The sequence below is a fragment of the Xanthomonas citri pv. citri genome (genome assembly GCF_000961215.1).
GTDB classification, from domain to species: Bacteria; Pseudomonadota; Gammaproteobacteria; order Xanthomonadales; family Xanthomonadaceae; genus Xanthomonas; species Xanthomonas cissicola.
In genome coordinates this window covers 1,144,633-1,169,630 of record NZ_CP008998.1, presented here as the reverse complement: position 1 = coordinate 1,169,630, position 24,998 = coordinate 1,144,633, and the positions used below count along the sequence as shown (strand labels likewise).

The 24,998-nt window shown below is 63.3% G+C and carries 20 protein-coding genes and 1 pseudogene; 9 read left to right on the top strand and 12 right to left on the bottom strand.

From position 1 onward, the window contains the following. Positions 1–37 precede the first annotated feature (37 nt). Positions 38–1,135, bottom strand: coding sequence for an OmpA family protein (locus AMD14_RS05655; protein WP_005915855.1), 1,098 nt, complete (start codon positions 1,133–1,135; stop codon positions 38–40). Between the two features lie 415 nt (positions 1,136–1,550). Here AMD14_RS05655 and AMD14_RS05645 point away from each other — a divergent pair, with 415 nt between their 5' ends. The 4 genes from AMD14_RS05645 to AMD14_RS05630 all read left to right on the top strand — a co-directional run bounded on the left by AMD14_RS05645 (position 1,551) and on the right by AMD14_RS05630 (position 7,688). Next, positions 1,551–2,573 (top strand): zinc-binding alcohol dehydrogenase family protein, encoded by a 1,023-nt coding sequence (locus AMD14_RS05645; RefSeq protein WP_011050647.1) that lies wholly within the window; start codon positions 1,551–1,553, stop codon positions 2,571–2,573. Between the two features lie 206 nt (positions 2,574–2,779). Beyond that, positions 2,780–4,819 (top strand): NADPH-dependent 2,4-dienoyl-CoA reductase, encoded by a 2,040-nt coding sequence (locus AMD14_RS05640; protein WP_005932206.1) that lies wholly within the window; start codon positions 2,780–2,782, stop codon positions 4,817–4,819. A gap of 1,354 nt (positions 4,820–6,173) precedes the next feature. Further along, positions 6,174–6,635 carry a cell wall hydrolase gene (locus AMD14_RS05635; RefSeq protein WP_005915848.1) on the top strand — a complete coding sequence of 154 codons (462 nt, stop codon included), beginning with the start codon at positions 6,174–6,176 and terminating at the stop codon, positions 6,633–6,635. Between the two features lie 408 nt (positions 6,636–7,043). Beyond that, a complete protein-coding gene (locus tag AMD14_RS05630; protein WP_011050645.1) occupies positions 7,044–7,688 on the top strand; it encodes a glutathione binding-like protein in 645 nt (214 codons plus the stop codon). 55 nt (positions 7,689–7,743) lie between these two features. Here the strand turns inward: AMD14_RS05630 and AMD14_RS05625 are convergent, their stop codons facing one another. Together AMD14_RS05625 and AMD14_RS05620 are read right to left on the bottom strand one after the other, a co-directional pair. Then, positions 7,744–8,730: a malate dehydrogenase gene (locus AMD14_RS05625; RefSeq protein WP_003486642.1), complete on the bottom strand. Its 987-nt coding sequence runs from the start codon at positions 8,728–8,730 to the stop codon at positions 7,744–7,746. Between the two features lie 118 nt (positions 8,731–8,848). Next, positions 8,849–9,343, bottom strand: coding sequence for a peptidylprolyl isomerase (locus tag AMD14_RS05620; RefSeq protein ID WP_003486644.1), 495 nt, complete (start codon positions 9,341–9,343; stop codon positions 8,849–8,851). A gap of 241 nt (positions 9,344–9,584) precedes the next feature. On the opposite strand from AMD14_RS05620, the gene typA reads away from it, so the two are divergent. The 3 genes from typA (at position 9,585) to AMD14_RS05605 (ending at position 13,654) form a co-directional block, all read left to right on the top strand. Then, entirely contained in the window at positions 9,585–11,414 is a 1,830-nt protein-coding gene (gene typA, locus AMD14_RS05615; RefSeq protein WP_011050644.1) for a translational GTPase TypA, read from the top strand. A 67-nt stretch (positions 11,415–11,481) separates the two neighbouring features. Beyond that, positions 11,482–11,901 (top strand): DUF2127 domain-containing protein, encoded by a 420-nt coding sequence (locus AMD14_RS05610; RefSeq protein ID WP_008571656.1) that lies wholly within the window; start codon positions 11,482–11,484, stop codon positions 11,899–11,901. Positions 11,902–12,004: 103 nt separating this feature from the next. After that, positions 12,005–13,654, top strand: coding sequence for an amidase (locus tag AMD14_RS05605; RefSeq protein ID WP_171843856.1), 1,650 nt, complete (start codon positions 12,005–12,007; stop codon positions 13,652–13,654). A gap of 244 nt (positions 13,655–13,898) precedes the next feature. On the opposite strand, the gene AMD14_RS05600 is transcribed toward AMD14_RS05605, so the two are convergent. Together AMD14_RS05600 and AMD14_RS05595 are read right to left on the bottom strand one after the other, a co-directional pair. Further along, positions 13,899–15,026 carry a mechanosensitive ion channel family protein gene (locus AMD14_RS05600; protein ID WP_003486654.1) on the bottom strand — a complete coding sequence of 376 codons (1,128 nt, stop codon included), beginning with the start codon at positions 15,024–15,026 and terminating at the stop codon, positions 13,899–13,901. An 85-nt stretch (positions 15,027–15,111) separates the two neighbouring features. After that, the gene (locus AMD14_RS05595) at positions 15,112–16,509 is read right to left on the bottom strand and encodes a class II 3-deoxy-7-phosphoheptulonate synthase (protein ID WP_003486657.1); all 1,398 of its coding nucleotides are present in this window, start codon (positions 16,507–16,509) and stop codon (positions 15,112–15,114) included. Positions 16,510–16,754: 245 nt separating this feature from the next. Here AMD14_RS05595 and AMD14_RS05590 point away from each other — a divergent pair, with 245 nt between their 5' ends. Both AMD14_RS05590 and AMD14_RS24975 read left to right on the top strand, forming a co-directional pair. Further along, complete coding sequence (locus tag AMD14_RS05590; protein WP_011050642.1) at positions 16,755–18,878, top strand: TonB-dependent receptor; 2,124 nt, start codon at positions 16,755–16,757, stop codon at positions 18,876–18,878. Positions 18,879–18,970: 92 nt separating this feature from the next. After that, a pseudogene (locus AMD14_RS24975) lies at positions 18,971–19,233 on the top strand (hypothetical protein). 130 nt (positions 19,234–19,363) lie between these two features. On the opposite strand, the gene AMD14_RS05580 reads toward AMD14_RS24975, so the two are convergent. The 7 genes from AMD14_RS05580 to secY all read right to left on the bottom strand — a co-directional run bounded on the left by AMD14_RS05580 (position 19,364) and on the right by secY (position 24,996). Continuing rightward, positions 19,364–19,882, bottom strand: a complete 519-nt coding sequence (locus tag AMD14_RS05580) for a disulfide bond formation protein B (protein ID WP_003486663.1) — start codon at positions 19,880–19,882, stop codon at positions 19,364–19,366. 399 nt (positions 19,883–20,281) lie between these two features. Next, positions 20,282–20,665, bottom strand: coding sequence for a 50S ribosomal protein L17 (gene rplQ / locus AMD14_RS05575; RefSeq protein WP_003486665.1), 384 nt, complete (start codon positions 20,663–20,665; stop codon positions 20,282–20,284). Between the two features lie 180 nt (positions 20,666–20,845). Continuing rightward, positions 20,846–21,844 (bottom strand): DNA-directed RNA polymerase subunit alpha, encoded by a 999-nt coding sequence (locus tag AMD14_RS05570; protein ID WP_002811635.1) that lies wholly within the window; start codon positions 21,842–21,844, stop codon positions 20,846–20,848. A gap of 53 nt (positions 21,845–21,897) precedes the next feature. Next, positions 21,898–22,524 carry a 30S ribosomal protein S4 gene (rpsD, locus tag AMD14_RS05565; protein WP_002811641.1) on the bottom strand — a complete coding sequence of 209 codons (627 nt, stop codon included), beginning with the start codon at positions 22,522–22,524 and terminating at the stop codon, positions 21,898–21,900. Between the two features lie 15 nt (positions 22,525–22,539). After that, entirely contained in the window at positions 22,540–22,932 is a 393-nt protein-coding gene (rpsK, locus tag AMD14_RS05560) for a 30S ribosomal protein S11 (protein ID WP_003486671.1), read from the bottom strand. A 10-nt stretch (positions 22,933–22,942) separates the two neighbouring features. After that, positions 22,943–23,299 (bottom strand): 30S ribosomal protein S13, encoded by a 357-nt coding sequence (gene rpsM / locus AMD14_RS05555; protein ID WP_003486672.1) that lies wholly within the window; start codon positions 23,297–23,299, stop codon positions 22,943–22,945. 332 nt (positions 23,300–23,631) lie between these two features. After that, on the bottom strand, positions 23,632–24,996 hold the full coding sequence (secY, locus tag AMD14_RS05550) for a preprotein translocase subunit SecY (protein ID WP_003486674.1): 1,365 nt from the start codon (positions 24,994–24,996) through the stop codon (positions 23,632–23,634). Positions 24,997–24,998: the final 2 nt, after the last annotated feature.

The window sequence follows — 24,998 nt, the reverse complement described above, 5'->3', positions numbered from 1 at the left end:
AGGCCGGGTTTTGTCTGCAATAAAGCTAGCGGTCCGATTAGTTCTGGACGTTCAGCTCGGTACGACGGTTCTTCGCACGACCTTCCGGATTGTCAGAACCATCCGGGTTGGTGTTCGGAGCAATCGGACGGCTCTCGCCGTAGCCGATCGGGCCGACCAGGCGCGATGCATCGACGCCGTTCTTGGTCAGGTAGTCGTACACGGTGGTCGCACGACGCTCGGACAGCTTCTGGTTGTACGCGTCGGTACCCTTCGAGTCGGTGTGACCGGCAACCTCGACCTTCAGGTCGGGGTAGCGCTTCAGGATCTCGGTCGCTTCGCTCAGGATCGAAACGGCATCCGGACGCAGGGTCGACTTGTTGAAGTCGAAGTTCACGCCCTTCAGGTCGATCGAGACAGGAACCGGGCAACCGTCCGGACCGATGGTCTGGCCAGGCTGCGAGTTCGGGCACTTGTCGTCGCAGTTGTTGACGCCGTCACCGTCGTCATCCAGATCGGCGCAGCTCGGAGCAACCGGAGCCGGAGCCGGCGGCGGAGCGGTCGACGGAGCCGGTCCCAACGGGATCACGACGCCGACCGAAGCCAGCACGTCGCCGAACCAGTCTTCCTGCGGAGCAGCAACGCTCTGGTCGTTGAAGTCAGCGCGGTAGGCCAACTCGGCACGCACGGCGACGCGCTTGTCGAAGGTGGTCTGCAGACCGACACCGGCCTTGGCGGCAAAGTTGCCGTCCTTCTGCTGGCCCGGCGAAACCGGGTTCGGGGTCGCGTCGAATTCTTCTTCCGAACGCTGGTAGCCCAGACCGAACAGCAGGTAGGGGTTCCAGCCGCGGCCTTCCTGGATGAAGTGGCGACGCAGGTCGAACGAGATGCCGTACTGGCTCCAGTTCAGATCCTGGTTGGCATCGAAGTTCGGGTTCTGATAGTTCAACTCACCGTCGATCGACCAGTTCGGGCTGACGAACTTGCCCAGACCCAGGGTGACGAACGGGGCATCATTGGTCAGGCGATCGCTGTCCTGGAAGTTGAAGCCAGCGCTACCGGTCAGGTACCAACGGTCGTCGAACTCCTGCGCGGAAGCAGCCTGGGCAACTGCCAGACCGCCGAGCAACGCGGCAGTGAGAATTTTCTTGTTCATTTATACAGCTCCTTCTTTGGGAGATAAAACCGATAGAGGCGTTGTGCTTGGTAAAGATGCTCGTCACATCCAGAGCCATCGGGGCGCAGATTAAGCCGGCCTCGGTGAAGATCGCGTTAACGGTCATATAACATGTGAAAGCAATCACCAGGTCCCGCAACGCCAAGCAATCCTACGTATACAGCTTCATGAAGGAAAGGACCGGGCACCCAATTCGCACAACGCGTCTGCATGAACGGCAGCCCAATTAGGTCACTTGAATACGGTTCCGTGCCGACTGGTTTTCAGCGTTCCAGGTTGCCTGGAAAACTACATTGGTGAACGCCAAGCCCCGTCCGAGCTGAATTGTGGGGTGGATGGTTGCGGACGACTTGCCCCACAACGCACCCTGAACCTCCCGCTCAGGAGCGCTCCAATGAAAGCTGTCGCCCTCACCCGCCATCTTCCGATCGACGATCCCGAATCGCTACTTGACGTGGAACTTCCGGCACCTGCGGCGCCGTCGGGGTATGACTTATTGGTGCGGGTGGAGGCGATCTCGGTGAACCCGGTCGATACAAAGGTGCGCGCGCCCAAGCCGCAGCCCCTGCAGGCGCCGAAGGTCCTGGGTTACGACGCAGCCGGAGTGATCGAGGCGGTCGGCCCGGAGGTCACCGCCTTCGCGGTCGGCGACGAGGTCTACTATGCCGGCGATATCGGGCGGCCGGGCAGCAATGCGCAGTATCAGTTGGTGGACGCGCGGATTGCCGGATGCAAACCGACCTCGCTCAGCTTCGCGCAGGCGGCCGCGCTACCGCTGACCACCCTGACGGCGTGGGAACTGCTGTTCCAGCGCATGCCCTATTCATTCGACGGTGCACGCAATCGCGGCAGGCATCTGCTCATCGTCGGCGGCGCTGGCGGCGTGGGCTCCATCGCGATCCAGCTGGCGCGGCATGCCGGATTCACGGTGATTGCCACCGCATCGCGCCCGGAGAGCATCGAATGGGTTCGCCAAATGGGCGCGCACCACGTGATCGATCATCATCAACCGCTGCAGCCGCAACTGCAGGCGCTGGGATTGGAAACGGTGGACGCGGCGCTCAATCTGGCCGACACCGACCGCTACTGGCAGCCACTGGGCGAAGTGCTGGCGCCGCAGGGCCATGTGGGCCTGATCGTGGAGCCGCGCGGGCCGTTGTCGATCGGCGACCCATACAAATCCAAGTGCATCGGCATCCATTGGGAGCTAATGTTCACGCGCGCACGCTACGCGACCGAAGACATGGTCGAGCAGCACCGCATCCTCAACCGGGCGGCCAGCCTGATCGATGCCGGCGAGCTGCGCACCACGCATACCGAGACGCTGTCGCCGATCAATGCGCAGCAGCTGCGCGAGGCGCACCGTCGGCTGGAAAGCGGCAGCACGATCGGCAAGCTGGTGCTGGCCGGCTGGTAAGGCGGCGGTCTGGCTCACGTCGCTGCGGCGATGCATGGATGCGCGCGGCGCCTGCGTATCGGCGCGCGCCCGTGCGGGCGACAGCGAAGGCGTGTTACCTACCAGGCGTCTCCGGGGCATCGGTAGGGCCGCTGCATGCGTCGGGACTTGCCGCCAGGCCGGTTTGCCGGCATCGTGCGCAATCCGTACGCCAGCGTATCCACATCATGTCGCCCGCCACCGGCCCTTCCGCCTTGTCTTTCCCGCACCTGTTCACCCCGCTCGATCTGGGCTTCACGCAACTGCGTAATCGCGTCCTGATGGGCTCGATGCACACGGGCCTGGAAGACCGTGCGCGCGACTTCCCCAAGCTGGCGGCGTATTTCGCAGAGCGCGCCGCCGGTGGCGTGGGCCTGATCGTGACCGGTGGGTTTTCGCCGAATGTGGTGGGCTGGCTCAAGCCATTCGGCGGCAAGTTATCGTGGCCGTGGGAAGTACGCCCGCATCGCCAGGTCACCCGCGCAGTCCACGAACACGGCGCCAAGATCTGCCTGCAGCTGCTGCACGCCGGGCGCTATGCGTACCACCCGCTGTCGGTTGCGCCATCCAGGCTCAAGGCACCGATCAACCCGTTCACTCCGCGCGCGTTGTCGGCCGGCGCGGTGGACCGGCAGATCGCAGCCTATGCGCGCGCCGCGCGGCTAGCGCGCGAGGCGGGCTACGACGGCGTCGAGGTCATGGGCTCGGAAGGCTATCTGATCAACGAATTCACCGCCGCGCGCACCAATCGGCGCAGCGACGCCTGGGGCGGCGATGCGAGCAAGCGCATGCGCTTTGCGGTAGAGATCGTGCGGCGCATCCGCGAGGCGTGCGGGCCGGACTTCATCATCATCTACCGGCTGTCGCTGGTGGATCTGGTCGAAGACGGCAACCAGTGGCAGGAAATCCTGGCCCAGGCGCAGGCGATCGAAGCGGCCGGCGCGACCATCATCAATTCCGGTATCGGCTGGCACGAAGCGCGCATTCCCACCATCGCCACCTCGGTGCCGCGCGCCGCGTTTGCCGGGGTCACTGCCAAGCTCAAGCCGCATCTGCGCATTCCGGTGGTGGCAACCAACCGCATCAACATGCCGGAGGTGGCCGAGCGCATCCTGGCCGACGGTGCCGCAGACATGGTGTCGCTGGCGCGGCCGCTGCTGGCCGACCCGCAGTGGACCAACAAGGCGCGCGCCGGGCAGTCGCACACCATCAATACGTGCATTGCCTGTAACCAGGCCTGCCTGGATCACGTGTTCGACAACAAGCTGGCCAGCTGCCTGGTCAACCCGCGTGCCGCACACGAGACCGAACTCAACTACACCCCGACTGCCACGCCCAAGCGCATTGCCGTGGTCGGTGCCGGCCCGGCCGGTCTGGCCTGCGCGACGGTGGCGGCAGAACGCGGGCATCGGGTGACCTTGTTCGATGCAAGCGATGCGATCGGCGGGCAATTCAATGTCGCCAGGCGCATTCCGGGCAAGGAAGAGTTCAACGAGACCTTGCGTTACTTCGGCCATCGCATCGAAGCGACCGGCGTGCAGCTGCGTTTGAACACCCCGGTGCAGGCGGCCGATCTGAAAGACTTCGACGAAGTCGTGCTGGCCACCGGCATCGAGCCGCGCAAGGTGGATTTCCCCGGTGCCGATCATCCGATGGTGGTGAGCTACCTCGACGTGGTGCTGGGCCGCCACGTCGCCGCCGACAAGGTGGCCATCATCGGTGCCGGCGGAATTGGCTTTGATGTCGGCGAGTTTCTGGTGCACACGGGCCAATCGCCATCGCTGGATCCGCAGCGCTGGATGGCCGAATGGGGCGTAGATCCGAGCTTCGAAGCGCGCGGTGCGTTGAACAAACCGCAACCCGAGCGTGCCGCCCGTCAGGTCTGGCTGTTGCAGCGCAGCCCCGGCAAGCCCGGTGGACGCCTGGGCAAGACCACTGGCTGGATCCACCGCGCGACGCTCAAGGCCAAGGGCGTCAAGATGCTCGGCGGCGTGGAATATCTGGGCGTGGACGACGCCGGCCTGCGCATTCGCGTGGAAGGCAGCGAACAGCTGCTGGATGTCGGTACGGTGGTGGTGTGCGCCGGGCAGGAGCCGCGTCGCGAATTGCTGGCCGCGCTGCAGGCCAATGGCCAGCAGCCGCATCTGATCGGCGGCGCGGACGTGGCGGCCGAACTGGATGCCAAGCGCGCGATCAACCAGGCAAGTCGGCTGGCCGCGACCCTGTAACGGATTTTCGAGGACGGCGTCACGACGAGGCCGTCGTTGCGTTCGAGGCTTGCCGCACGACTGCCGTGCATGCAGCGTTACCGACGTCGACATGCATGCGGATGTGGTGGCCTGCCACGCCGATTCTTTTTCTTGCCGTGCGGATCGGCGATAAGTGCCGCATGCATCGTTACCGCACGCATTACCGCCTGTCGCATTGCGCGCCTACGCGGCAGCGCATCTCGACACGGGCCTGTGTGGTAGACGCGCGGGCACTTCGCGCATCTAAAACGCGCTCAGGTACCGCTTGCTGCCTGCATTGTCGATTCGCAATCGCCGCTACAGCATCAGCGTGCGCTTGTGGGATGCGATGACACCGCGTGTCTTATCGCTTCGACAGAGATTTTCGCAACGTGCATGCACGTTTCTGACGACAGTGCATGCTGCACTGAGTGCAGTACCTGGCGTATCAGCGCCTACTTCGTTTTGGCACCCATTGGTCTTAAAACTTTCGTATCTGACACTTCTGCACTTGAGCATCTTCGCGCTCTTGCGCTCTTGAACATGCGACCTCGCAAACAGATCGCAACGCAATAAGACACACCACTGGCGCATCGAATGCTCGACGAGCTTTCGAAACATCGCTACGTGCCCTCCGAACATCATGCGACAACGGCCATCACGTCGTGATGGCAGATAGCTTTCGCTGCAACAGCTAGCATCTGTACTGCTTCTGATGGCGTGATCAGCGAGATGCGTCAAGACTGCGTATCCATACGCAGAGGAGATGACGCATAACGCGCCAGTGATGCAGCACACACACCGCTGCATCTCAGACGCTAGCACTTTCGCCATCCAGGGCGTCTCCGCGACGCCCGTCTTTCTCGCGCACCCTTGATCGATGTACGAAACCGAATTGCACAACTGCACTCGACAGCACAACCACGCGTGACGAGTGCGTGTATGAAATTTGCGCTTATCAGGAAGGCGGTTTTTTGCCACCAGGCGATCATCCGAACCGATACGCAATGCCGCAGCGCGCGATGTGGCAAACAATTCATGCAAACACAACAGTCGCTTTAACAATGCGACGCAGATTCGATGTTGCGATGCACGCTAGGCTGTTTCACAGCGCGATGCATCGCGGGCAGTCGGAATCGTCAACCCCTCTCATTCAGCCGCGATTGTGTGATCGACGCCTACCTTGCGCCAACTTTTTGACCCACCGCATTTGGTGGGCGCCTTCGGCAGATGGTCTTTCGCCGAAGCATTTGGCGACCGGTGGCAGGTCGCCTCCCCATGACGCCAAGCCCTCTGCACTGGTGCATCCACATTGGATGCTCTGCGGACCGGCCCATACGGAGCAAGGAGTTCTATGAAACTTGTTTGGATACTCTGGCTGTCGCATGTGTTGCCGCAGCCAGCTGCAGATTCGCTGTGTTTGAGTACGACCGTCTATCTGGAAGCGCGCGACCAGACCTTGCGTGGCCAGCAGGCCGTTGCAGAAGTTGCATTGCGTCGCCTGGATAGCGGTTTGTGGGGCGACTCGATGTGCCAGGTGGTCACTGCACGCAAGCAATTCGCGCCGACGATCGTGGCGCCAGGCACGCAGCTGAAGAACGACGATGCCTGGAACAAGGCTTTGGGCGTGGCACTGGCGGCGCAGCGCAACTGGGCATTGCCGGTTGGCCAACGCAAAGAAATCGTGCCGGGCGCCAGCCACTTTGCCGCCAGCGCAATCGCGAGCCCTAGCTGGCGTAATGCCTATCAGGTGGCCACCATCGGCGACCACACGTTCTATCGCGTGCAATCGCTGCGCCCGCGCAACGCGTCCTGAGCGCGGACTGTCGCGGTATCTCTGAGCGTCATACGTCGCTGAGGTCGTTGATTATCGAGATGCAGTGCCGATGCGTCTGACGCGTCTTGATGCGCCCATCTCGAGACACCCATGCGTCGCAGTACAACGGACACACCGCATGCGTGACGATCGACCGGCGTGGCAGAAAGCGGTATCAGGCACCGACTCGCCTCCCGCACCCGGATAGGTTGCAAAGAAGACCCTGACCAAGCTGTAGCCGCTGTCGCCACTTGCCGCGCTGGCTAGCTTCGTATCGGCATAACACCAACTTCAGCGACCAACGGGCCAATGGGCGACACCCTGCTCAAGCCTCCAATACCCGCTGCGCGCTCCACACGGCATCGTCTGCCCGCTAAGCTTGGGTCTTCATTTCCGTGTGGATCGTCCATGAAGCTGTATACCAAGCCCGGCGCTTGTTCGCTGGCAGATCACATCGTGTTGCGTTGGTCGGGGCTGCCGTTCGACCTGAGTGTGGTCGATGCGGCGACGATGAAATCTCCCGAGTACCTGCGTCTGAATCCAGCAGGCGCCGTGCCATTGCTGCTGGTCGACGATTGGGCACTGACCCAGAATGCAGCCATCCTCAATTACATCGCCGACATCGCGCCGCTCACCGGCCTATCCGGCGATGGCACCGCGCGCAGCCGTGCCGAAATCAATCGTTGGATCGCCTTCGTCAATGCCGACGTGCACCCCACCTTCAAGCCGATCTTCGGCAGCACCGCGTATCTGCAAGACCCGGCGCTGATTGCGCGCAGCCAGGACGATGCGCGCGTCAAATTGCGCACGCTGTACGCGCGCGTCGATGCGCATCTGCAAGGTCGTACCTGGCTTGCCAGCGACAGCCACACCGGTGCCGATGCGTATTTGTTCGTCACCTTGCTGTGGGCGCAGAAAGCCGCTGTGAATCTGGATGGCTTGAACGCGCTGCAAGCGTTCGTGCAACGCATGCTGGCCGATGCCGATGTGCAGGCTGCACTCAAGGCCGAGGGTCTGGCCTGGCAGCGCAGCCGTTTGCCACACGACGCGTAATAACAAAAACGCCGGGCAATGCCCGGCGTTTTCATGACTGCCGTGATCGACCAACTCAGCCCAGCAGGTGCGCCACGCCGCTGCGCTCTTCTTCCAGCTCGGCCAGGGTCTTGTCGATGTACTTCTGGCTGAAGTCGTCGATCGGCAGATCCTTGACGATGGTGTACTTGCCATTTTCGGTGGTGACCGGGAAGCCGAACATCACGCCTTCCGGAATGCCGTAGGAGCCGTCCGACGGCACGCCCATCGTCACCCACTTACCGCTGGTGCCCAGCACCCAGTCACGGATGTGGTCGATGGCGGCATTGGCCGCGGAGGCAGCCGAGGACAGGCCACGCGCTTCGATGATCGCCGCGCCGCGCTTGCCCACGGTCGGGATGAACGTGGAAGCGTTCCACTCCTGGTCGTTGATCGCATCGCCGATGGAGGCGCCATCGGCGGTGGCGAAACGATAATCCGGGTACATGGTCGGGCTGTGGTTACCCCACACCGCCAGCTTCTCGATGCCGGCCACCGGCTTGCCGAGCTTGGCCGAGAGCTGGCTCAGCGCACGGTTGTGGTCCAGGCGCAGCATGGCGGTGAAATTCTTCGGGTCCAGGTCCGGCGCCGACTTCATGGCGATGTAGGCGTTGGTGTTGGCCGGATTGCCGACCACCAGCACCTTCACGTCGCGCTTGGCGACCTTGTTCAGGGCCGCGCCCTGTGCGGTGAAGATCTCCGCATTGGCCAGCAGCAGGTCCTTGCGCTCCATGCCCGGGCCGCGCGGACGCGAACCGACCAGCAGGGCGACATCGACGTCCTTGAAGGCCACTTCGGCGTCGTCGGTACCGACCATGCCGGCCAGCAACGGGAACGCGCAGTCTTCCAGTTCCATCATCACGCCCTTGAGGGCGGCCTGGGCCTTCTCAATCGGCAGTTCAAGCAACTGCAGAATGACCGGTTGGTCCTTGCCCAGCATTTCGCCGGAAGCGATGCGGAACAGCAGGGCATAGCCGATCTGGCCGGCAGCGCCGGTCACAGCAACACGAACAGGTGCTTTCATGGGGTGTTTCCTCTGCTAAAAAACGTTGGTAAGGGTCGTACGCTGGCGGGGCGCAAGGCCTGGCGGCGCGCATTGACAAGCGAACGGCCGCACATGGCGGCCGTTCGACGGGATGCGATCAGGCGGCGAGGATCTTGTTCCACTCCGCAACGCGGTCGGCCTTGGCGGCCAGCACGGCGTCGGTGTCGCCTTCGATGGTGAGGGTATTGATGGTGTCGCCCTGGGCAACGCTATCGACCACGTCCAGGCCCTGGGTGACCTTGCCGAACACGGTGTGCTTGCCGTCCAGCCACGGGGTGGCGGTGTGGGTGATGAAGAACTGGCTGCCGTTGGTGTTCGGGCCGGCATTGGCCATGGACAGCACGCCGCGCTCGTGGCCGACGCCATTGTTGGTCTCGTCTTCGAAACGGTAGCCCGGGCCGCCGCGGCCGGAACCTTCCGGGCAACCGCCCTGGATCATGAAGTCGGCGATGACGCGGTGGAAGCTCAGGCCGTTGTAGAAGCCGCGCTTGGCCAGGTTGACGAAGTTGGCAACCGTCAGCGGGGCCTTGTCCGGGTACAGCTCGACGACGATGGGGCCGCGGGAGGTGTCGAAAGTGGCGATCAGGGACATAGAAATCCTTGCAGGTTCTGGGGTGATCAATAGCCCGCTAGGATACACCCGGGTGCGTGGCCGGCCGCATGGGTACGACCATCGTCCAACGCTCCCGCCTGCCACGTACCCGGCCCGTCACGCCAGCTGAATGGGCGATCTGAATCGACTCAGGGCAATCGGCAACGGCAGCGCAACGAAACCGCTATAATGTCGGGCTTACCTCATCTCAAGACTGGCGCCAGACAGGGGCCCTTTCCGCATGTCTATCGAAAAACTCCGCAATATCGCCATCGTCGCGCACGTCGACCATGGCAAGACCACCCTCGTCGACTGCCTGCTGAAGCAGTCCGGCACCCTGTCCGAACGCACCGTGTTGGCTGAGCGCGTGATGGACAGCAACGACCAGGAAAAGGAACGTGGCATCACGATCCTGGCCAAGAACACCGCCATCACCTGGCAGGGCAACCGCATCAATATCGTCGACACCCCCGGACACGCCGACTTCGGTGGCGAAGTCGAGCGCGTGCTGTCGATGGTGGACTCGGTGCTGATCCTGGTCGACGCGATGGATGGCCCGATGCCGCAGACCCGCTTCGTGACCCAGAAGGCCTTTGCGATGGGCTTCAAGCCGATCGTGGTGGTCAACAAGATCGACCGTCCCGGCGCACGCCCTGACTGGGTGATCGACCAGGTGTTCGACCTGTTCGACAAGCTCGGCGCCACCGACGAGCAGCTGGATTTCCCGATCGTCTACACCTCCGCACTGAACGGCTACGCAAGCCTGGATTCGGACGTGCGCGAAGGCGACATGACCCCGCTGTACGAAGCGATCATGCAGCACGTGTCGGCCCCGGACGTGGACCCGGACGGCCCGTTCCAGATGCGCATCAGCCAGCTGGACTACAACAACTTCGTGGGCGTGATCGGCATCGGCCGCATCCAGCGCGGCACCCTGAAGAAGAACATGCCGGTCAGCGTGATCGACCGCGAGGGCAAGAAGCGCCAGGGCAAGGTGCTGCAGGTGCTGGGCTTCCTGGGCCTGGAGCGTATCGAGCAGGACACCGCCGAGGCCGGCGACATCGTGGCCATCTCCGGCATCCAGGAACTGACCATCTCCGACACCGTGTGCGCGCTCGATCATCCCGAAGCGCTGCCGGCGCTGACCGTGGACGAGCCCACCATCTCGATGACCTTCCAGGTCAACAACTCGCCGTTCGCCGGTAACAAGGACCTGTCCGGCGGCAAGTTCCTGACCAACCGCCAGCTGCGCGACCGTCTGGACCGCGAGAAGGTGCACAACGTGGCGCTGAAGGTCGAGGAAGGCTCGGACGCCGACAAGTTCCTGGTCTCCGGCCGTGGCGAGCTGCACCTGTCGGTGCTGATCGAAAACATGCGTCGTGAAGGCTACGAGCTGGCCGTGTCGCGTCCGGAAGTGATCATCAAGGAAATCGACGGCAAGCTGATGGAGCCGATCGAACAGCTGGTGGTGGACATCGAAGAACAGCACCAGGGCGGCGTGATGGAAAAGCTGGGCACCCGCAAGGGCCAGCTGAAGAACATGGAACCCGACGGCAAGGGCCGCGTGCGTCTGGATTACATGATCCCGGCGCGTGGCCTGATCGGCTTCCAGAACGAATTCCGCACCCTGACCCAGGGCTCGGGTCTGCTGTTCCACGTGTTCGACCACTACGGTCCGAAGGAACAGGGCGCGATCGCCAAGCGCCAGAACGGCGTGATGATCGCCAATGCACCGGGCGCGACGCCGGCTTATGCGCTGGGACCGCTGGAAGAGCGTGGGCGCCTGTTCGCCGCCGAAGGCGACAACGTGTACGAAGGCCAGCTGGTCGGTATCCATTCCAAGGACAACGACCTGACCGTCAACGCGATCAAGACCAAGCCGCTGACCAACATGCGCGCCTCGGGCAAGGACGATGCGATCAAGCTGACCCCGGCGATCAAGTACACGCTGGAACAGGCGCTGGACTTCATCGAGGACGACGAGCTGGTGGAAGTCACGCCGAAGGAAATCCGCCTGCGCAAGAAGTTCCTGACCGAAAGCGACCGCAAGCGTGCTGGCCGTTCGGGCTGAGTTGTTGAGCTGACGCGTGAGTGACAAACCCTATAGCCCGGATCCGCGCGCGCATCCGGGACTGCATGTGATCGCCTTGCTTGAGGCGGTCAAGGGGACGCTTGCGCTGTTGGCGGCGACGGGCCTGGAAATTCTGGGCCCGCTCCCGCTGCAGAACGCGGTCATCACCCTGATCCGCCGCTTCAATCTGGACCCCGACCACGGCGCACTGCCGTCGTTGCTCAAGACCATCAGCCCCGATGCAGTGCATCTGGCCGCTGCCGCCATGCTGGCCTATGGCCTGCTGCATGTGGTGGAAGCCTGGGGTCTGTGGCGTGCCAAGGCGTGGGCCTCGGTGCTGGGCTGCCTGTCGGCGGCCATCTATCTGCCTTTCGATATCTACGCCATCGTGCGTCATCCCGGCTGGACCGCCTGGGGCGTGTTGGCGATCAACCTGCTGGTGGTCGGCGTGCTCGCACGCGACCTGGTGCGACGCCGCCGTCGCTGAGCCTGCCTGCCCGTTTGCGGGCACGCCCTCCGTTGTCACCCCGACGCAGCGCCGTTAGCCTGCGACTTCTCCCCGGGGATGACCATCCATGCGATTCACCCTTTTGTCCTTCGCGCTGCTTGCCGCGCTGTGCGGCTGTGCGCATGCCGATGATCCATCGCGTTCTGCGACCGGCACTGCCGACGCGTCCACCGCCCACCCTATCGATCTGAGCGAGGCCGACGTGGCCGGCCTGCAGGCGCGCATGGCCAGCGGCCAGAGCAGCAGCCTGCAACTGACGCGCGCGTATCTGCAGCGTATTGCCAGCATCGATCGCGCCGGCCCCAGGCTCAACGCGGTGGTCGAACTCAATCCGCAGGCCGAAGCCGACGCCCGCGCCCTGGACGCCGAACGCAAAGCCGGCCACGTGCGTGGGCCGCTGCACGGGATCCCGGTGCTGCTCAAGGACAATATCGACGCGCTGCCGATGGTCAACAGCGCCGGCTCGCTGGCGCTGGCCGAGTTCCGTCCCGACCGCGACGCGTTTGTGGTGCAGCGCCTGCGCGCTGCCGGTGCGGTGATCCTGGGCAAGACCAACCTCAGCGAATGGGCCAATTTCCGCTCCACCCAATCCAGCTCCGGCTGGAGCGGACGCGGGGGGCTCACGCGCAATCCGTATGCGCTGGATCGTAATCCCTGCGGCTCCAGTGCCGGCACCGGTGCGGCCATCGCGGCCAGCCTGGCTACCGTCGGCATCGGTACCGAAACCGATGGCAGCATTACCTGTCCGGCATCGGTCAGCGGCCTGGTCGGGCTCAAGCCGACCGTTGGCCTGGTCAGTCGCGACGGCATCATCCCGATTTCCACCAGCCAGGACACCGCCGGCCCGATGACCCGCAGCGTCGCCGATGCGGCTGCAGTGCTGCAGGCCATCGCCGCACCCGACCCGCAGGACCCGGCCACCGCCAGGGCACCGGCGACCAGCGTCGATTATCTCGCCCACCTGAAACCCGACAGCCTGCGTGGCGCGCGCCTGGGCCTGTTGCGCAACCCGCTCCGCGAGGACCCGGCGATCGCCACGGCGCTCGACCGCGCCGTGCAGACGCTGCGTGCAGCAGGCGCTACTGTGGTCGAGACCGCCCTGGTCACCGATGGCAAGTGGGACGCAGCCGAGCAGATGGTCTTATTGGTCGAATTCAAGGCCGGCTTGAATGCGTATCTGCAAAACCACCACACGCCCGTGGCGACCCTGCAGCAGTTGATTGCGTTCAATCGCAACCATGCGCAGCGCGAGATGCCGTACTTCGGGCAGGAGCTGTTCGAACAGGCGCAGGCAGCGCCCGGTCTCGATGATGCGGGGTATCTGAGCGCGCGCGCCAACGCCAAGCGGTTGGCCGGGCCGGAAGGCATCGACGCAGCCTTGAAGGCAGATCGCCTGGATGCCTTGATCGTGCCCACCACCGGCGCGGCGTGGGTCACCACGCTCGGCAAGGGCGATACCTTCCCCGGCGCCGGCTATGGTGCCGCTGCAGTGGCCGGCTATCCAAGCCTGAGCGTGCCGATGGGACAGACCCAGGGCTTGCCACTTGGCCTGTTGTTCATGGGCACGGCCTGGAGCGAGCCGCGCCTGATCGAGCTGGCGTATGCGTACGAACAACGCAGCCATGCGCGCTTTACGCCTGGCTATGCGCCCAGTGCGCCGGCTGCGCCAGGTCCGGCAACGTCAGGCACGACACCCGTCGCGCCGGCGCAGGGGTCGCGCCAGCATGATTGACCGCTGTGACGCCTTGCGTCCCAGAGGAAGAACCGGCCCGGTGGGTACTTGTGCAAATACCTGCCGAATACATGTGATGCCGGCAGTTGGCGCAATACCACCCGACAAAAGCAGCTACATATCGTAGCGAGCGTCGTCAGGTGGCGTGGCCGGCGTGCACGGAACCGCATGTACGAGTAGTCAATGCCAATTCCGAGCACGGCCGCACCCGCTTGGCGGCCATGCAGTTGTTTTCTTGGCCGCGCTAGATGCTGGCCGCAGGCTCGCCGTCTTCGGCGCCCGGCGAGCGCACGCTCTCCTGCGCAATCGGCTCGGCAGGGCGTGATGGCGGCCTTTCCTGCGTCGCGATTTCGGCGCGCAGCCTCGGCAATGCATACGTATGCTCGCGCGTCAGGAAATCGATCATGCGTTCGCGCACCAGGCAGCGCAGATCGAAGGCATCGCCGGAATTGCGCGCGCTTACCAGCAGTCGCACCTGGATGGTGTTGTCGCTGGTGTCGGTAATCTGGGTCACGCACACGCGGCCATCCCATAGCGGTTCGCTGTGGCAGATACGCTCCAGTTCCGCACGTACCGCTGCAATCGGCGTACGGTAATCCAGCCACAGGAACGCGGTGCCGAGCAGGTCGGCACTGCTGCGCGTCCAGTTCTGAAACGGGTTTTCGATCCACCAGGTCAGCGGCACCACCATGCGGCGCTCGTCCCAGATCCGCACCACCACGTACGAGCTGCCGATCTCTTCGATGCGGCCCCACTCGCCTTCCACGATCACCACATCGTCCAGGCGAATCGGCTGGGTCAGTGCGATCTGCAAGCCGGCGATCAGGTTGCCGAACACCGGCTTGGCCGCGATACCGGCCACCAGCCCGATGATGCCGGCCGACGCCAGCAAGGTCTTGCCGATCTGGCGCACCTGCGGGAAGGTCAGCAGCACCACCGAAATGCCGAGCAGGATCACCGTGCCCATCAGCACGCGGCTCAGCACCCGCGTCTGGGTCTGGATACGCCGTGCGGTGAGGTTGTCCGACACCTCGATCGGGTTGCTGCGCAAGATCGCCGCCTCGCCGGCGGCCACCGCGCGTACCAGCAACCAGGTGACGCAGCCGACGATTCCCAGATGCAGCAGATGCTGCACCGCTGCCAGCGCCTTGCCGGCCAATGGGGTCGCTTCGGTGGCGATCCCCAGAAACAACAGCGGCAGGATAAACGCCGCCGGCAGCGTGATCACGCGAATGATGCGCGCACGGCGGTAGTCGCGGCCCTGCATGCGGCGAAACAGCCACAGCATCAACGACCAGGTGACGATGCCCGCCAGCAGCGAGGCACCGAGCGGAATTGCGTATTCGCGGATGACGTTCCAATCGGCAGTCAAACCGTTCCTCCTGTGGGGGGAAAGAGGGATGGCTGCCAGAGCATGCCGCACGCGGCATGAGCATCACGTCATGCGCACACGCCGCTCATGCGCCCAGCGGCTGCGAGGCCGCCTGTTGTTGCTTGCGCACGATCGCCATCGCAATTTCCAGCGACTGTTCGTAGTTCAGACGCGGATCCACGCTGGAGCGATACGCCCGCTCCAGATCCCGCTCGGTGAGCTCCCGCGCACCGCCGGTGCATTCGGTGACATCTTCGCCGGTGAGTTCCAGATGCACGCCACCCAGCCGCGTGCCGGCGGCCGCGTGCAGATCGAACGAGGTCTCCACTTCGTTGCGGATATTGTCGAAACGCCTGGTTTTATAGCCATTTCCGGTGCTTTCGGTATTGCCATGCATCGCATCGCAGACCCACAGCACCCGCCGCCCGTCGCGCTTGACCGCATCCAGCAACGGCGGCAGCTTGTCGGCGATCTGCGCCGCACCCATGCGATGGATGAAGCTCAAGCGCCCGGGTTCGTCCTCAGGATTGAGCACATCGATCAGGCGCAGCAGCTGGTCCGGCTGCACCGACGGCCCCACCTTGATCGCGATCGGGTTGCGCACGCCACGCAGGTATTCCACGTGCGCGCCATCCAGCGCGGCCGTCCGCATCCCGATCCACGGGTAGTGCGTGCTGAGATTGAACCAGCCCCACTGCCGCGGCACCTGACGGGTCAGGCCTTCCTCGTACGGCAGCAACAAGGCCTCGTGCGAGGTGTAGAAATCGATGCGATTGAGGTTGTACACCTCCGCCCCGGACAGCGTTTCCATGAAGCGCACGGCGTCGCCGATCGAGGCAACCATCTTTTGGTAGTCCGCCGCCAGCGGCGAATAGCCCACCCAATCCAGATTCCAGTATTCGGGGTGATGCAGGTCGGCGAAGCCACCGTCGATCAACGCGCGCACGAAGTTCATCGTCATTGCCGAGCGCGAATGCGCGGTGATCATGCGGCGCGGATCGGGCACGCGCGCGGCCTCGGTGAAGGCCGGCGCATTGATCACATCGCCGCGATAGCTCGGCAAGGTCACGCCATCGCGCGTTTCGGTATCGGCCGAGCGCGGCTTGGCGTATTGCCCGGCGAAGCGACCCACCCGCACCACCGGCAAATGCAGGCCGTGCACCAGCACCAGGCTCATTTGCAGCAGCACCTTCAACCGGTTGGAGATGGTGCCCGATTCGCAATCGCTGAAATTCTCAGCGCAATCGCCACCCTGCAGCAGGAAGCGCTTGCCTTCCTGCGCTTCCGCCAGCTGGCGCTTGAGCGCAAAGATTTCCCACGAGGTCACCAGCGGCGGCAGCCGCCCCAACTCGTGCATGGCCGCCTGCAGCGCGTTTTCATCCGGGTACACCGGCAGTTGCAATGCAGGTTTGCCGCGCCAGCTGTCCGGCGCCCACGCTGCGGCGGCGGAATCGGTAACGGAAGTGGCAGCGGAAAGATTCATGAGAGGACTCCTAGGCAGCCTGCGATGTTGGCAGAGCCGGAACGCTACGCAAAGCGCCGGGAGGCCAGTGGCTCCGAATTGCCGCCGCGTCGGTCCGACGTGGCAGTCGCGCGGCGGCCCCTTCGACCTGAACAGCAAACAACATCGCCCGTCGAGCCATGACTTTCGACCTACGCTAGCGCTCGCCAAAGCGCCCAACGTTACAAAATAACAACATCCTCCCTCACCCACCGCGCGAAACCGCCATGACTCCTCGCCTTCTGTCTGCCGCCATCACCGTCGCCTTGCTGGCCGCCCCCATCGGTGCGGCGTCTGCCGCCGATGCCGACTCCGAGCGCACGACCGACCTGGATACGGTCAATGTGATCGCCAAGCTCGAGGCGGCACGCAATGCCCTGTCGCCGGACATCGGCAGCAGCCAATTTGCCATCACCGCTGACGATATCGATCGCCTGCCGCTCGGCGCGGCGACGCCACTCAATCAGGTCCTGCTGCAGGCGCCGGGCGTGGTACAGGATTCCTACGGCGGCATCCACGTGCGCGGCGACCACGCCAACCTGCAGTACCGCATCAACGGCGTGATCATTCCCGAATCCATCTCTGGCTTCGGCCAGAGCCTGGAGCCGCGCATCATCAAGAACCTCAAGCTGCTCGATGGCGCATTGCCGGCACAGTTCGGCGACCGCACCGCTGCGGTGGTCGACATCACCACCAAGAATGGGGCCGAGCTCGGCAATGGCGGCAGCGTCGGCATCACCGCGGGCTCCTACGGCACCATCAACCCCAACGCCTCGCTGTGGGGCAGCAGCGGGCGTTTGAGCTGGTTCGTCAGCGGCGATTACGACCAGAACAAGAATGGCCTGGAAAACCCGGTCGACAGCCTCAACCCCCTCCATGACAAAACCCATCAGGGCAAGGGCTTCGCCGATCTGACCTACCTGGTCAACGAGGACACCCGTCTCAGCCTGCTGGTCGGCTACGCGAACAACCGCTTCCAGATCCCCAACAATCCGGGGCAGACGCCGGCCTTCGATTACCTGGGCACCACCGATTTCGACTCCTCGCGCCTGGACGAGAACCAGCGCGAAAACACCCGTTTCGGCACCCTGGCCCTGCAAGGCACGCTCGGCGACACCAACTATCAGCTCTCCGCCGGCCAGCGTTACAGCAGCGTCGCCTTCTCCCCCGACGTTGCCGGCGACCTGATCTTCAACGGCATCGCCTCGCAAGTGGACCGCAGCAACCGCGCCAATACCGTGCAGGCGGACTTCGCAACGCCCTGGGGCGGATCGCACACGCTGCGCTACGGCGTGTACGGCAATTTCGAACACGCCATCGCCAGCAACAATTCGTATGTCTTCCCTGCCAACGACGACGGCAGCCAGAGCAGCAACGTGCCGCTGTTCATTCTCGACGGCAGCCGCTTCCATGCCAGCACCTACGCGCTCTACCTGCAGGACGAGTGGAAGATCGGCGAGGACTGGACCGTCAATTACGGCCTGCGCGGCGACAAGTACAAGGCCTTCGGCACGACCGAAGGTCAGCTCAGTCCGCGCCTGGGCGTCATCTGGCGCGCCAGCGACAGCACCACCCTGCACGCCGGATACGCGCGTTACTTCACCCCACCGGCCAGCGAGCTGATCTCCACCAGCGACATCGCGCTCTACGACGGCACCACCAATCAGCAGTCGGCCGGTGACGGCCCGACCACGCCACTGAGCGAGCGTAGCGACTACTACGACCTGGGTATCTCGCAGGTGGTCACCGATCATCTGACGCTTGGCCTGGACACCTATTACCGCGAGGCCGACCGGCTCCAGGACGAAGGCCAGTTCGGTGCCGCCTATGTCTATTCCACCTTCAATTACCGCTATGGCCGCATCCGCGGCGCCGAATTCAGCGCCGACTACACCAACGGGCCCGTGACGGCATATTTCAACCTCGCCTACAGCAAGGCCATGGGCAAGCGGGTCATGACCAGCCTGTACAACTTCGATCCGGATGCGCTGGCCTATACCTACGACAACTGGATCCATCTGGATCACGACCAGAAGCTGACCTCGTCCGGCGGCGTCAACTACGCCTTCAGCGAAGGCAGCAAGGTCGGCCTCAACTATCTGTTCGGCAGCGGCTTGCGCACCGATACCGACACGGTACCCAACGGCGCTTCGCTTCCGTCGTACTTCCAGTTGAATGCCAGCGTCGGTCACGACTTCGACGTCAGCACGCATCCGCTGCATGTGCAACTGGCCGCGGTCAATGTCCTCAACCGCAGCTACCAGTTGCGCGATGGTGGCGGCATCGGCGTGTTCGCGCCGCAATGGGCGCCGCGCCGCGGCGTCTATGTGAGCCTGCAGCAGGACTTCTGATTGCGGTGCGAGGCAGCGAATGACCGGAACAGGACCAGCCCATTCGTTGCCGAAAGGCTGCAGCACGGCTGGCCACGCTGCGTACCGCCTGCATGGCGGGTGCGCATCGTTTGGCGGACGTGTACATATCGGCTTATTGATTCGAGCGGTGCCACGATCCAACTGCGATCCACCAGCGCTAGCCAGCGGAAAGAGCCAGTAATCAGTCACGCCTCCGATGTCGCTATTCTCGCTAACGGTCGACACGACGCAGACGCATGCAAGCCGCAGCAACGGCTTCAAGTATGAAGGCCAGGAAGCAGACGCGTCGAGCGAGCGCAGCGCAAGCCACCTTGCGACGAATCAAGGCGCCTGACCTGCAGCGGAAGGCGCACCTTTTACCCGTCAATTACGCATCAGCGTCGTCTAGATAACGCACAGCGGCCGTTCCCGTCGCGATGCACGCCTACGAGGCTGCCGCAGGGCATTGCAAAGCGCCGGACCTGTTAGTGATGAACCGAACTACGCCGTACCTTGAAGCCCGCGTATAGGGCCCACAGAGCCAACCCTACGAACCACACCATGCTCCACATCGGCATGCTCAACCCGAGGAAGCGCCAATCGATATTGCCGCAGTCGCCGGTGCCGGTCAGCACGGTGCGGAACACCTCGAAGGGCCCCATCGTCTCGCTCAGAAAGCTCAACGGCGGCCCGCACGAAGACATCATGTCCTTGGGCCGGATCTGCACCCACACATGCCGCGCAGCGATGCCCATACCCACGCCTGCGGCGATGAAACTCAAGACCCCATAGACCTTGCGCCCGGCGGCGGCACGCGGCCCATGCAGCGCGCCAAGCAGGAAAAACACTGCCAGCGCTGCGAAGGCGATCCGTTGGAAGATGCACAGCGGGCAAGGCTCCAGACCCAGATGCAACTGCACATAGATCGCGTAAGCCAGCAATCCTGCGCATGCAAGAAAGCCCAGCAGAAACTGCGCCCGGAAACTCCAACGAAATGGATTCATCGTCACTGCTTGCCTTGGGTCAGGCTGTCGATTATCAGCCATCGCCACGGCCGTGACCACGCATGTCCGAACGGGCGGGCCATCGGGCCAGGCACTGGTGGGATCTTCCGCATGGCCGCGGCAAGCCCAGCAAGACCTGGACGCATTACCCCAAGATCAGGAACACCGCAACAAAAACCCAATCGCCGCGACGCACGGTGCACCCTCGGGCAACGGCACGCACCGACCAAGCCGCAGGCGCTTCCACTTGAGGCCTGCTTAGCGGCATCGCCTCATCGTGTGCAGCACGCGTCGGCCGACCGATAGAGCCGACAGCGTTCAGCGCCCCCCCCTTCGACCAGCAATAAAAAAGCCCGGCGTGTGCCGGGCTTTTCAAGAATCTTTATAGAGGCGATCAGATTACTCGGCCACTTCTTCGGCAACGACCGGACGGTCGACCAGCTCGACATACGCCATCGGCGCATTGTCGCCGGCACGGAAGCCAGCCTTCAGGATGCGCAGGTAGCCGCCGGGACGGGTCGCGTAACGCGGGCCCAGTTCGACGAACAGCTTGCCCACGGCTTCCTTGTCGCGCAGGCGAGCAAATGCCAGACGACGATTGGCAACGCCATCGACCTTGCCGATGGTGATCAGCGGCTCGGCGACGCGACGCAGTTCCTTGGCCTTCGGCAAGGTGGTCTTGATCAGCTCGTGCTTGAACAGCGAGGCGGCCATATTGCGGAACATGGCTTCGCGGTGTGCGCTGGTACGGTTGAACTTACGGCCGGATTTCTGGTGACGCATGAGTATGGTTTCCTAAGGAATATTGAGACTGCTTCAGTGACGTTGTCGCCATCCTGGCGCTGTTGAATGGACTGCGGTTGGTCCGAGCCGGCCGTCCTTTGACCGGATGTCATCGCGGGCTTCGGCCCGTCGATGTAGAAAAACAGCATGGGCGCCCGAAGACGCCCATGCGGTGACGCATTAACCAAGCATGCCGTGCTGGGCGACACCGGCCGGCGGCCAGTTCTCCAGCTTCATGCCCAGAGCGAGGCCGCGCTGCGCCAGCACTTCCTTGATTTCGGTCAGCGACTTCTTGCCCAGATTCGGGGTCTTGAGCAGCTCGACTTCGGTCTTCTGGATCAAATCGCCGATGTAGTAGATGCTCTCGGCCTTCAGGCAGTTGGCCGAACGCACGGTCAGCTCGAGGTCGTCGATCGGACGCAGCAGCACCGGATCCACGCCGCTGGCAGCCGGCTTGGCCGCACCGCGATCGCGGTGGGTGAAATCGCCGAACACCGACAGCTGATCGCTAAGGATGTCGGCGGCGGTGCGCACGGCTTCCTCTGCATCGATCGTGCCGTTGGTTTCGATATCGATCACCAGCTTGTCGAGGTCGGTGCGCTGTTCAACACGCGCAGCTTCCACGGCGTAGGCAACGCGACGCACGGGCGAGAACGACGCATCCAGCATCAGACGACCGATGGTGCGGGTCTCTTCGTCCGGACGACGACGCGCAGCAGCCGGCTGATAGCCGAAACCGCGCTCGATCTTGAGGCGCATGTTCAGCGCCGTGTCCTTGGTCAGATGGCAGATCACGTGGTCGCCGTTGATGATCTCGACGTTGTGATCGGTCCTGATGTCTGCCGCAGTGACCGTACCCGGACCCTGCTTGGACAACGACAGCGTGGCGCTATCGCCACTGTGCATACGAATCGCCACGTCTTTCAGGTTCAGCAGGACGTCGAGCACGTCTTCCTGCAGACCTTCGACCGTGGTGTACTCGTGGAGCACACCGTCGATCTCGACCTCGGTGATCGCAAAACCGGGGATCGACGACAACAACACACGACGCAGGGCATTGCCCAACGTGTGCCCGTAACCGCGCTCCAAGGGCTCGATCACGACCTTGGCACGGTTGTCGGTAAGACGTTCGATCTGCGGACCACGGGGGCGCAGAACCTGGTTGGCGGTAACCGTCATGTTGCGGGGTCTCCTGCGAACCTCCGGCAGTACCGGAGGTTCTCCAATGTGAATTACTTCGAATACAACTCGACGATCAGCGCTTCGTTGATATCCGAAGGCAGGTCAGCGCGATCCGGGACGGCCTTGAACACGCCGCTGAACTTCTTCGAATCGACTTCAACCCACGACGGCGTCATGTCGTGCTGCTCAGCCACGGTCAGGGCTTCCTGCACGCGGAGCTGCTTCTGCGCCTTTTCCGAAAGCGTGATCGCATCGCCAGCCTTGATCTGGTACGAGGCCAGATTCACCGACTTGCCGTTGACCAGCACGCCACGGTGCGACACCAGCTGGCGCGCGGCCGGACGGGTGACGGCAAAACCCATGCGATAGCAGACGTTGTCCAGACGGGTTTCCAACAACTGCAGCAGGTTCTCGCCCGTGTTGCCCTTCTTGGTCGAGGCCTTCTTGTAGTAGTTGCGGAACTGACGTTCCAGCAGACCGTAGATACGCTTGACCTTCTGCTTTTCGCGCAGCTGGGTGGCGTAGTCGGAAAGCTTGCCCTTGCGAGCCGCGCCGTGCTGGCCGGGCTTCTGCTCAAGCTTGCACTTGGAGTCCAGCGCACGCGCCGGGCTCTTGAGGGAAAGGTCGGCGCCTTCGCGACGCGCGAGCTTACAGGTAGGACCGATATAACGAGCCATTTCTTATCGCTCCCTTTAGACGCGACGCTTCTTCGGCGGACGGCACCCGTTGTGCGGGATTGGCGTCACGTCGATGATGTTGGTGATCTTGTAGCCCACGTTGTTCAACGAACGCACGGCCGACTCACGGCCCGGACCCGGACCCTTGATACGCACTTCCAGCGACTTCACGCCGTAATCGAGCGCAGCGCGGCCAGCCTTCTCGGCGGCAACCTGGGCAGCGAACGGGGTCGACTTGCGCGAACCACGGAAACCGGCGCCGCCGGACGTAGCCCACGACAGCGCGTTGCCCTGGCGATCGGTGATGGTGACGATGGTGTTGTTGAACGAAGCGTGGACGTGAGCGACGCCGTCGGTGATGACGCGCTTGATCTTCTTCTTCGTTTTCTTTTCTGCTGGCTTGGCCATGATCTATCCCTTACTTCCTGATCGCCTTGCGCGGACCCTTGCGGGTGCGGGCGTTGGTACGGGTGCGCTGACCACGCAGCGGAAGACCACGGCGATGACGCAGACCGCGATAGCAGCCGAGGTCCATCAGTCGCTTGATCGCGATACCGATTTCGCGGCGCAGGTCGCCTTCGACGACATACTTGCCGACTTCGGCGCGCAGGCGCTCGATTTCGGGTTCGGACAGATCACGAATCTTCGTGGTCGAGGTAACGCCTGCGGATTCGCAGAGCTTCTTTGAACGGGTACGGCCGATGCCGTAGATGCTTTGCAACCCGACCCAGACGTGCTTCTGGGCTGGCAGGTTGACGCCTGCAATACGCGCCATGACGCGATTCTCCAACTGAGTGATGGCCCGACAGCGCCCAGGCGCCATCCGGCAGGATGGATCAAAAGTGAACTCGGAATTATAGCAAGGCCTCGGATTGCTTTGAAGCCCGTGGAACCAGAGGTTCCATGGACCCGGCGTGGGGAGTGTGCCCTCGCTCCGGCGCCGGACGGTGCTGATCCAGAAAACCACTCCGAATCGCCTGTGCTACTCCCGCACAGAACCACCCCGTCACACCCGCGCGCGAGACGTCGCGCGAGCCGCCCTTCTGATCGGAAGATCGTGGCCCGGGAACCAGGCCGTCTTCACGTGATGAAGATCTAGTGTACCACTTAACCGCGCGCAAGACCGCCGCGTGAGCCGCCCTTGAGGTTGGCCTTCTTCAGCAAGCTCTCATACTGGTGCGACATCAGGTGCGCCTGGATCTGCGCAATGAAGTCCATCACCACCACCACTGCAATCAATAGCGAGGTGCCCCCGAAGTGGAACGAAGTGCCGAGCTGCGTGCGCATGATTTCCGGCAGCAGGCAGACGATTACCAGGTACAACGAACCGGCAGCTGTCAGGCGCGTCAGTACGCCATCGACGTAATCTGCGGTGGCCTTGCCTGGACGGATGCCCGGAATCAGCGCGCCCGATTTCTTGAGGTTGTCGGCGGTTTCCTGCGAGTTGAACACCAGCGCGGTGTAGAAGAATGCAAAACCGATGATCAGCGCAGCGAAGACCAGCATGTGTACCGGCTCACCGGGGCCAAGCGCGTTGGCAATCTTCTGCAGCCACGAGCCGATACCACCCGATGCAGCCTGACCCGACCACATCGACAACGTTGCCGGGAATGCCAGGATGCTGGACGCAAAGATCGGCGGAATCACACCGGCCATGTTCAGCTTGAGCGGCAAGAACGAGGTCTGGTTCATGTACGCATTGCGACCGCCCTGGCGGCGCGCGTAGTTGACCGTGATCCGCCGCTGCCCACGCTCGACAAACACGACGAACAGCGTGAACGCCAGGATGGTGATGACGATCAACAACAGCGAAATGAAGCTCAGATTGCCTTCGCGGAAGGCTTCGACCGTCTGGATGGCCGCCGACGGCAGGCCAGCCACGATGCCGGCAAAGATGATCAGCGATACGCCGTTACCGATGCCGCGCTCGGTAACCTGCTCGCCTACCCACATCAGGAAGATGGTACCAGCGGTCAAAGCGATCACCGCGGTGAGCACGAAGCCCATGCCCGGCGCATACACCACCGGAGCGCCACCAGGGGCGGTCTGGTTCTGCAGTGCCAGCGCGATACTGCCGCCCTGCACCACCGCCAGCAACACCGCACCGATGCGCGAATATTGGGTGATCTTGCGTCGGCCCGATTCGCCTTCTTTCTGCATCGCCTTGAGGGCGGGAAAGATGTGCGTGGCCAACTGGATCACGATCGATGCCGAGATATACGGCATCACGTTCAATGCAAAAATACTGAAACGGTGCAGGGCGCCGCCCGAGAACATGTTGAACATGTCCACGATGCCGCCGCCCTGCGCCTGCATCAACGAAAGCATGGCATCGGGATTCACGCCAGGCACCGGCACATAGCAGCCGATGCGATAAACGATCAATGCCCCGAGGACGAACAGCAACCGCTGGCGAAGTTCCGTGAACTTGCCGAGCCCGCCGCCGAGGTTACCAATGCCAGCCTGCGCCATCT

Excerpts from the sequence above, each read along its gene's own strand:
- AMD14_RS05655 (WP_005915855.1), bottom strand. The coding sequence starts at position 1,135 with ATGAACAAGAAAATTCTCACTGCCGCGTTGCTCGGCGGTCTGGCAGTT.
- AMD14_RS05645 (WP_011050647.1), top strand. The coding sequence starts at position 1,551 with ATGAAAGCTGTCGCCCTCACCCGCCATCTTCCGATCGACGATCCCGAA.
- AMD14_RS05640 (WP_005932206.1), top strand. The coding sequence starts at position 2,780 with ATGTCGCCCGCCACCGGCCCTTCCGCCTTGTCTTTCCCGCACCTGTTC.
- AMD14_RS05635 (WP_005915848.1), top strand. The coding sequence starts at position 6,174 with ATGAAACTTGTTTGGATACTCTGGCTGTCGCATGTGTTGCCGCAGCCA.
- AMD14_RS05630 (WP_011050645.1), top strand. The coding sequence starts at position 7,044 with ATGAAGCTGTATACCAAGCCCGGCGCTTGTTCGCTGGCAGATCACATC.
- AMD14_RS05625 (WP_003486642.1), bottom strand. The coding sequence starts at position 8,730 with ATGAAAGCACCTGTTCGTGTTGCTGTGACCGGCGCTGCCGGCCAGATC.
- AMD14_RS05620 (WP_003486644.1), bottom strand. The coding sequence starts at position 9,343 with ATGTCCCTGATCGCCACTTTCGACACCTCCCGCGGCCCCATCGTCGTC.
- typA (WP_011050644.1), top strand. The coding sequence starts at position 9,585 with ATGTCTATCGAAAAACTCCGCAATATCGCCATCGTCGCGCACGTCGAC.
- AMD14_RS05595 (WP_003486657.1), bottom strand. The coding sequence starts at position 16,509 with ATGAATCTTTCCGCTGCCACTTCCGTTACCGATTCCGCCGCCGCAGCG.
- AMD14_RS05590 (WP_011050642.1), top strand. The coding sequence starts at position 16,755 with ATGACTCCTCGCCTTCTGTCTGCCGCCATCACCGTCGCCTTGCTGGCC.
- AMD14_RS05580 (WP_003486663.1), bottom strand. The coding sequence starts at position 19,882 with ATGAATCCATTTCGTTGGAGTTTCCGGGCGCAGTTTCTGCTGGGCTTT.
- rplQ (WP_003486665.1), bottom strand. The coding sequence starts at position 20,665 with ATGCGTCACCAGAAATCCGGCCGTAAGTTCAACCGTACCAGCGCACAC.
- AMD14_RS05570 (WP_002811635.1), bottom strand. The coding sequence starts at position 21,844 with ATGACGGTTACCGCCAACCAGGTTCTGCGCCCCCGTGGTCCGCAGATC.
- rpsD (WP_002811641.1), bottom strand. The coding sequence starts at position 22,524 with ATGGCTCGTTATATCGGTCCTACCTGTAAGCTCGCGCGTCGCGAAGGC.
- rpsK (WP_003486671.1), bottom strand. The coding sequence starts at position 22,932 with ATGGCCAAGCCAGCAGAAAAGAAAACGAAGAAGAAGATCAAGCGCGTC.
- rpsM (WP_003486672.1), bottom strand. The coding sequence starts at position 23,299 with ATGGCGCGTATTGCAGGCGTCAACCTGCCAGCCCAGAAGCACGTCTGG.
- secY (WP_003486674.1), bottom strand. The coding sequence starts at position 24,996 with ATGGCGCAGGCTGGCATTGGTAACCTCGGCGGCGGGCTCGGCAAGTTC.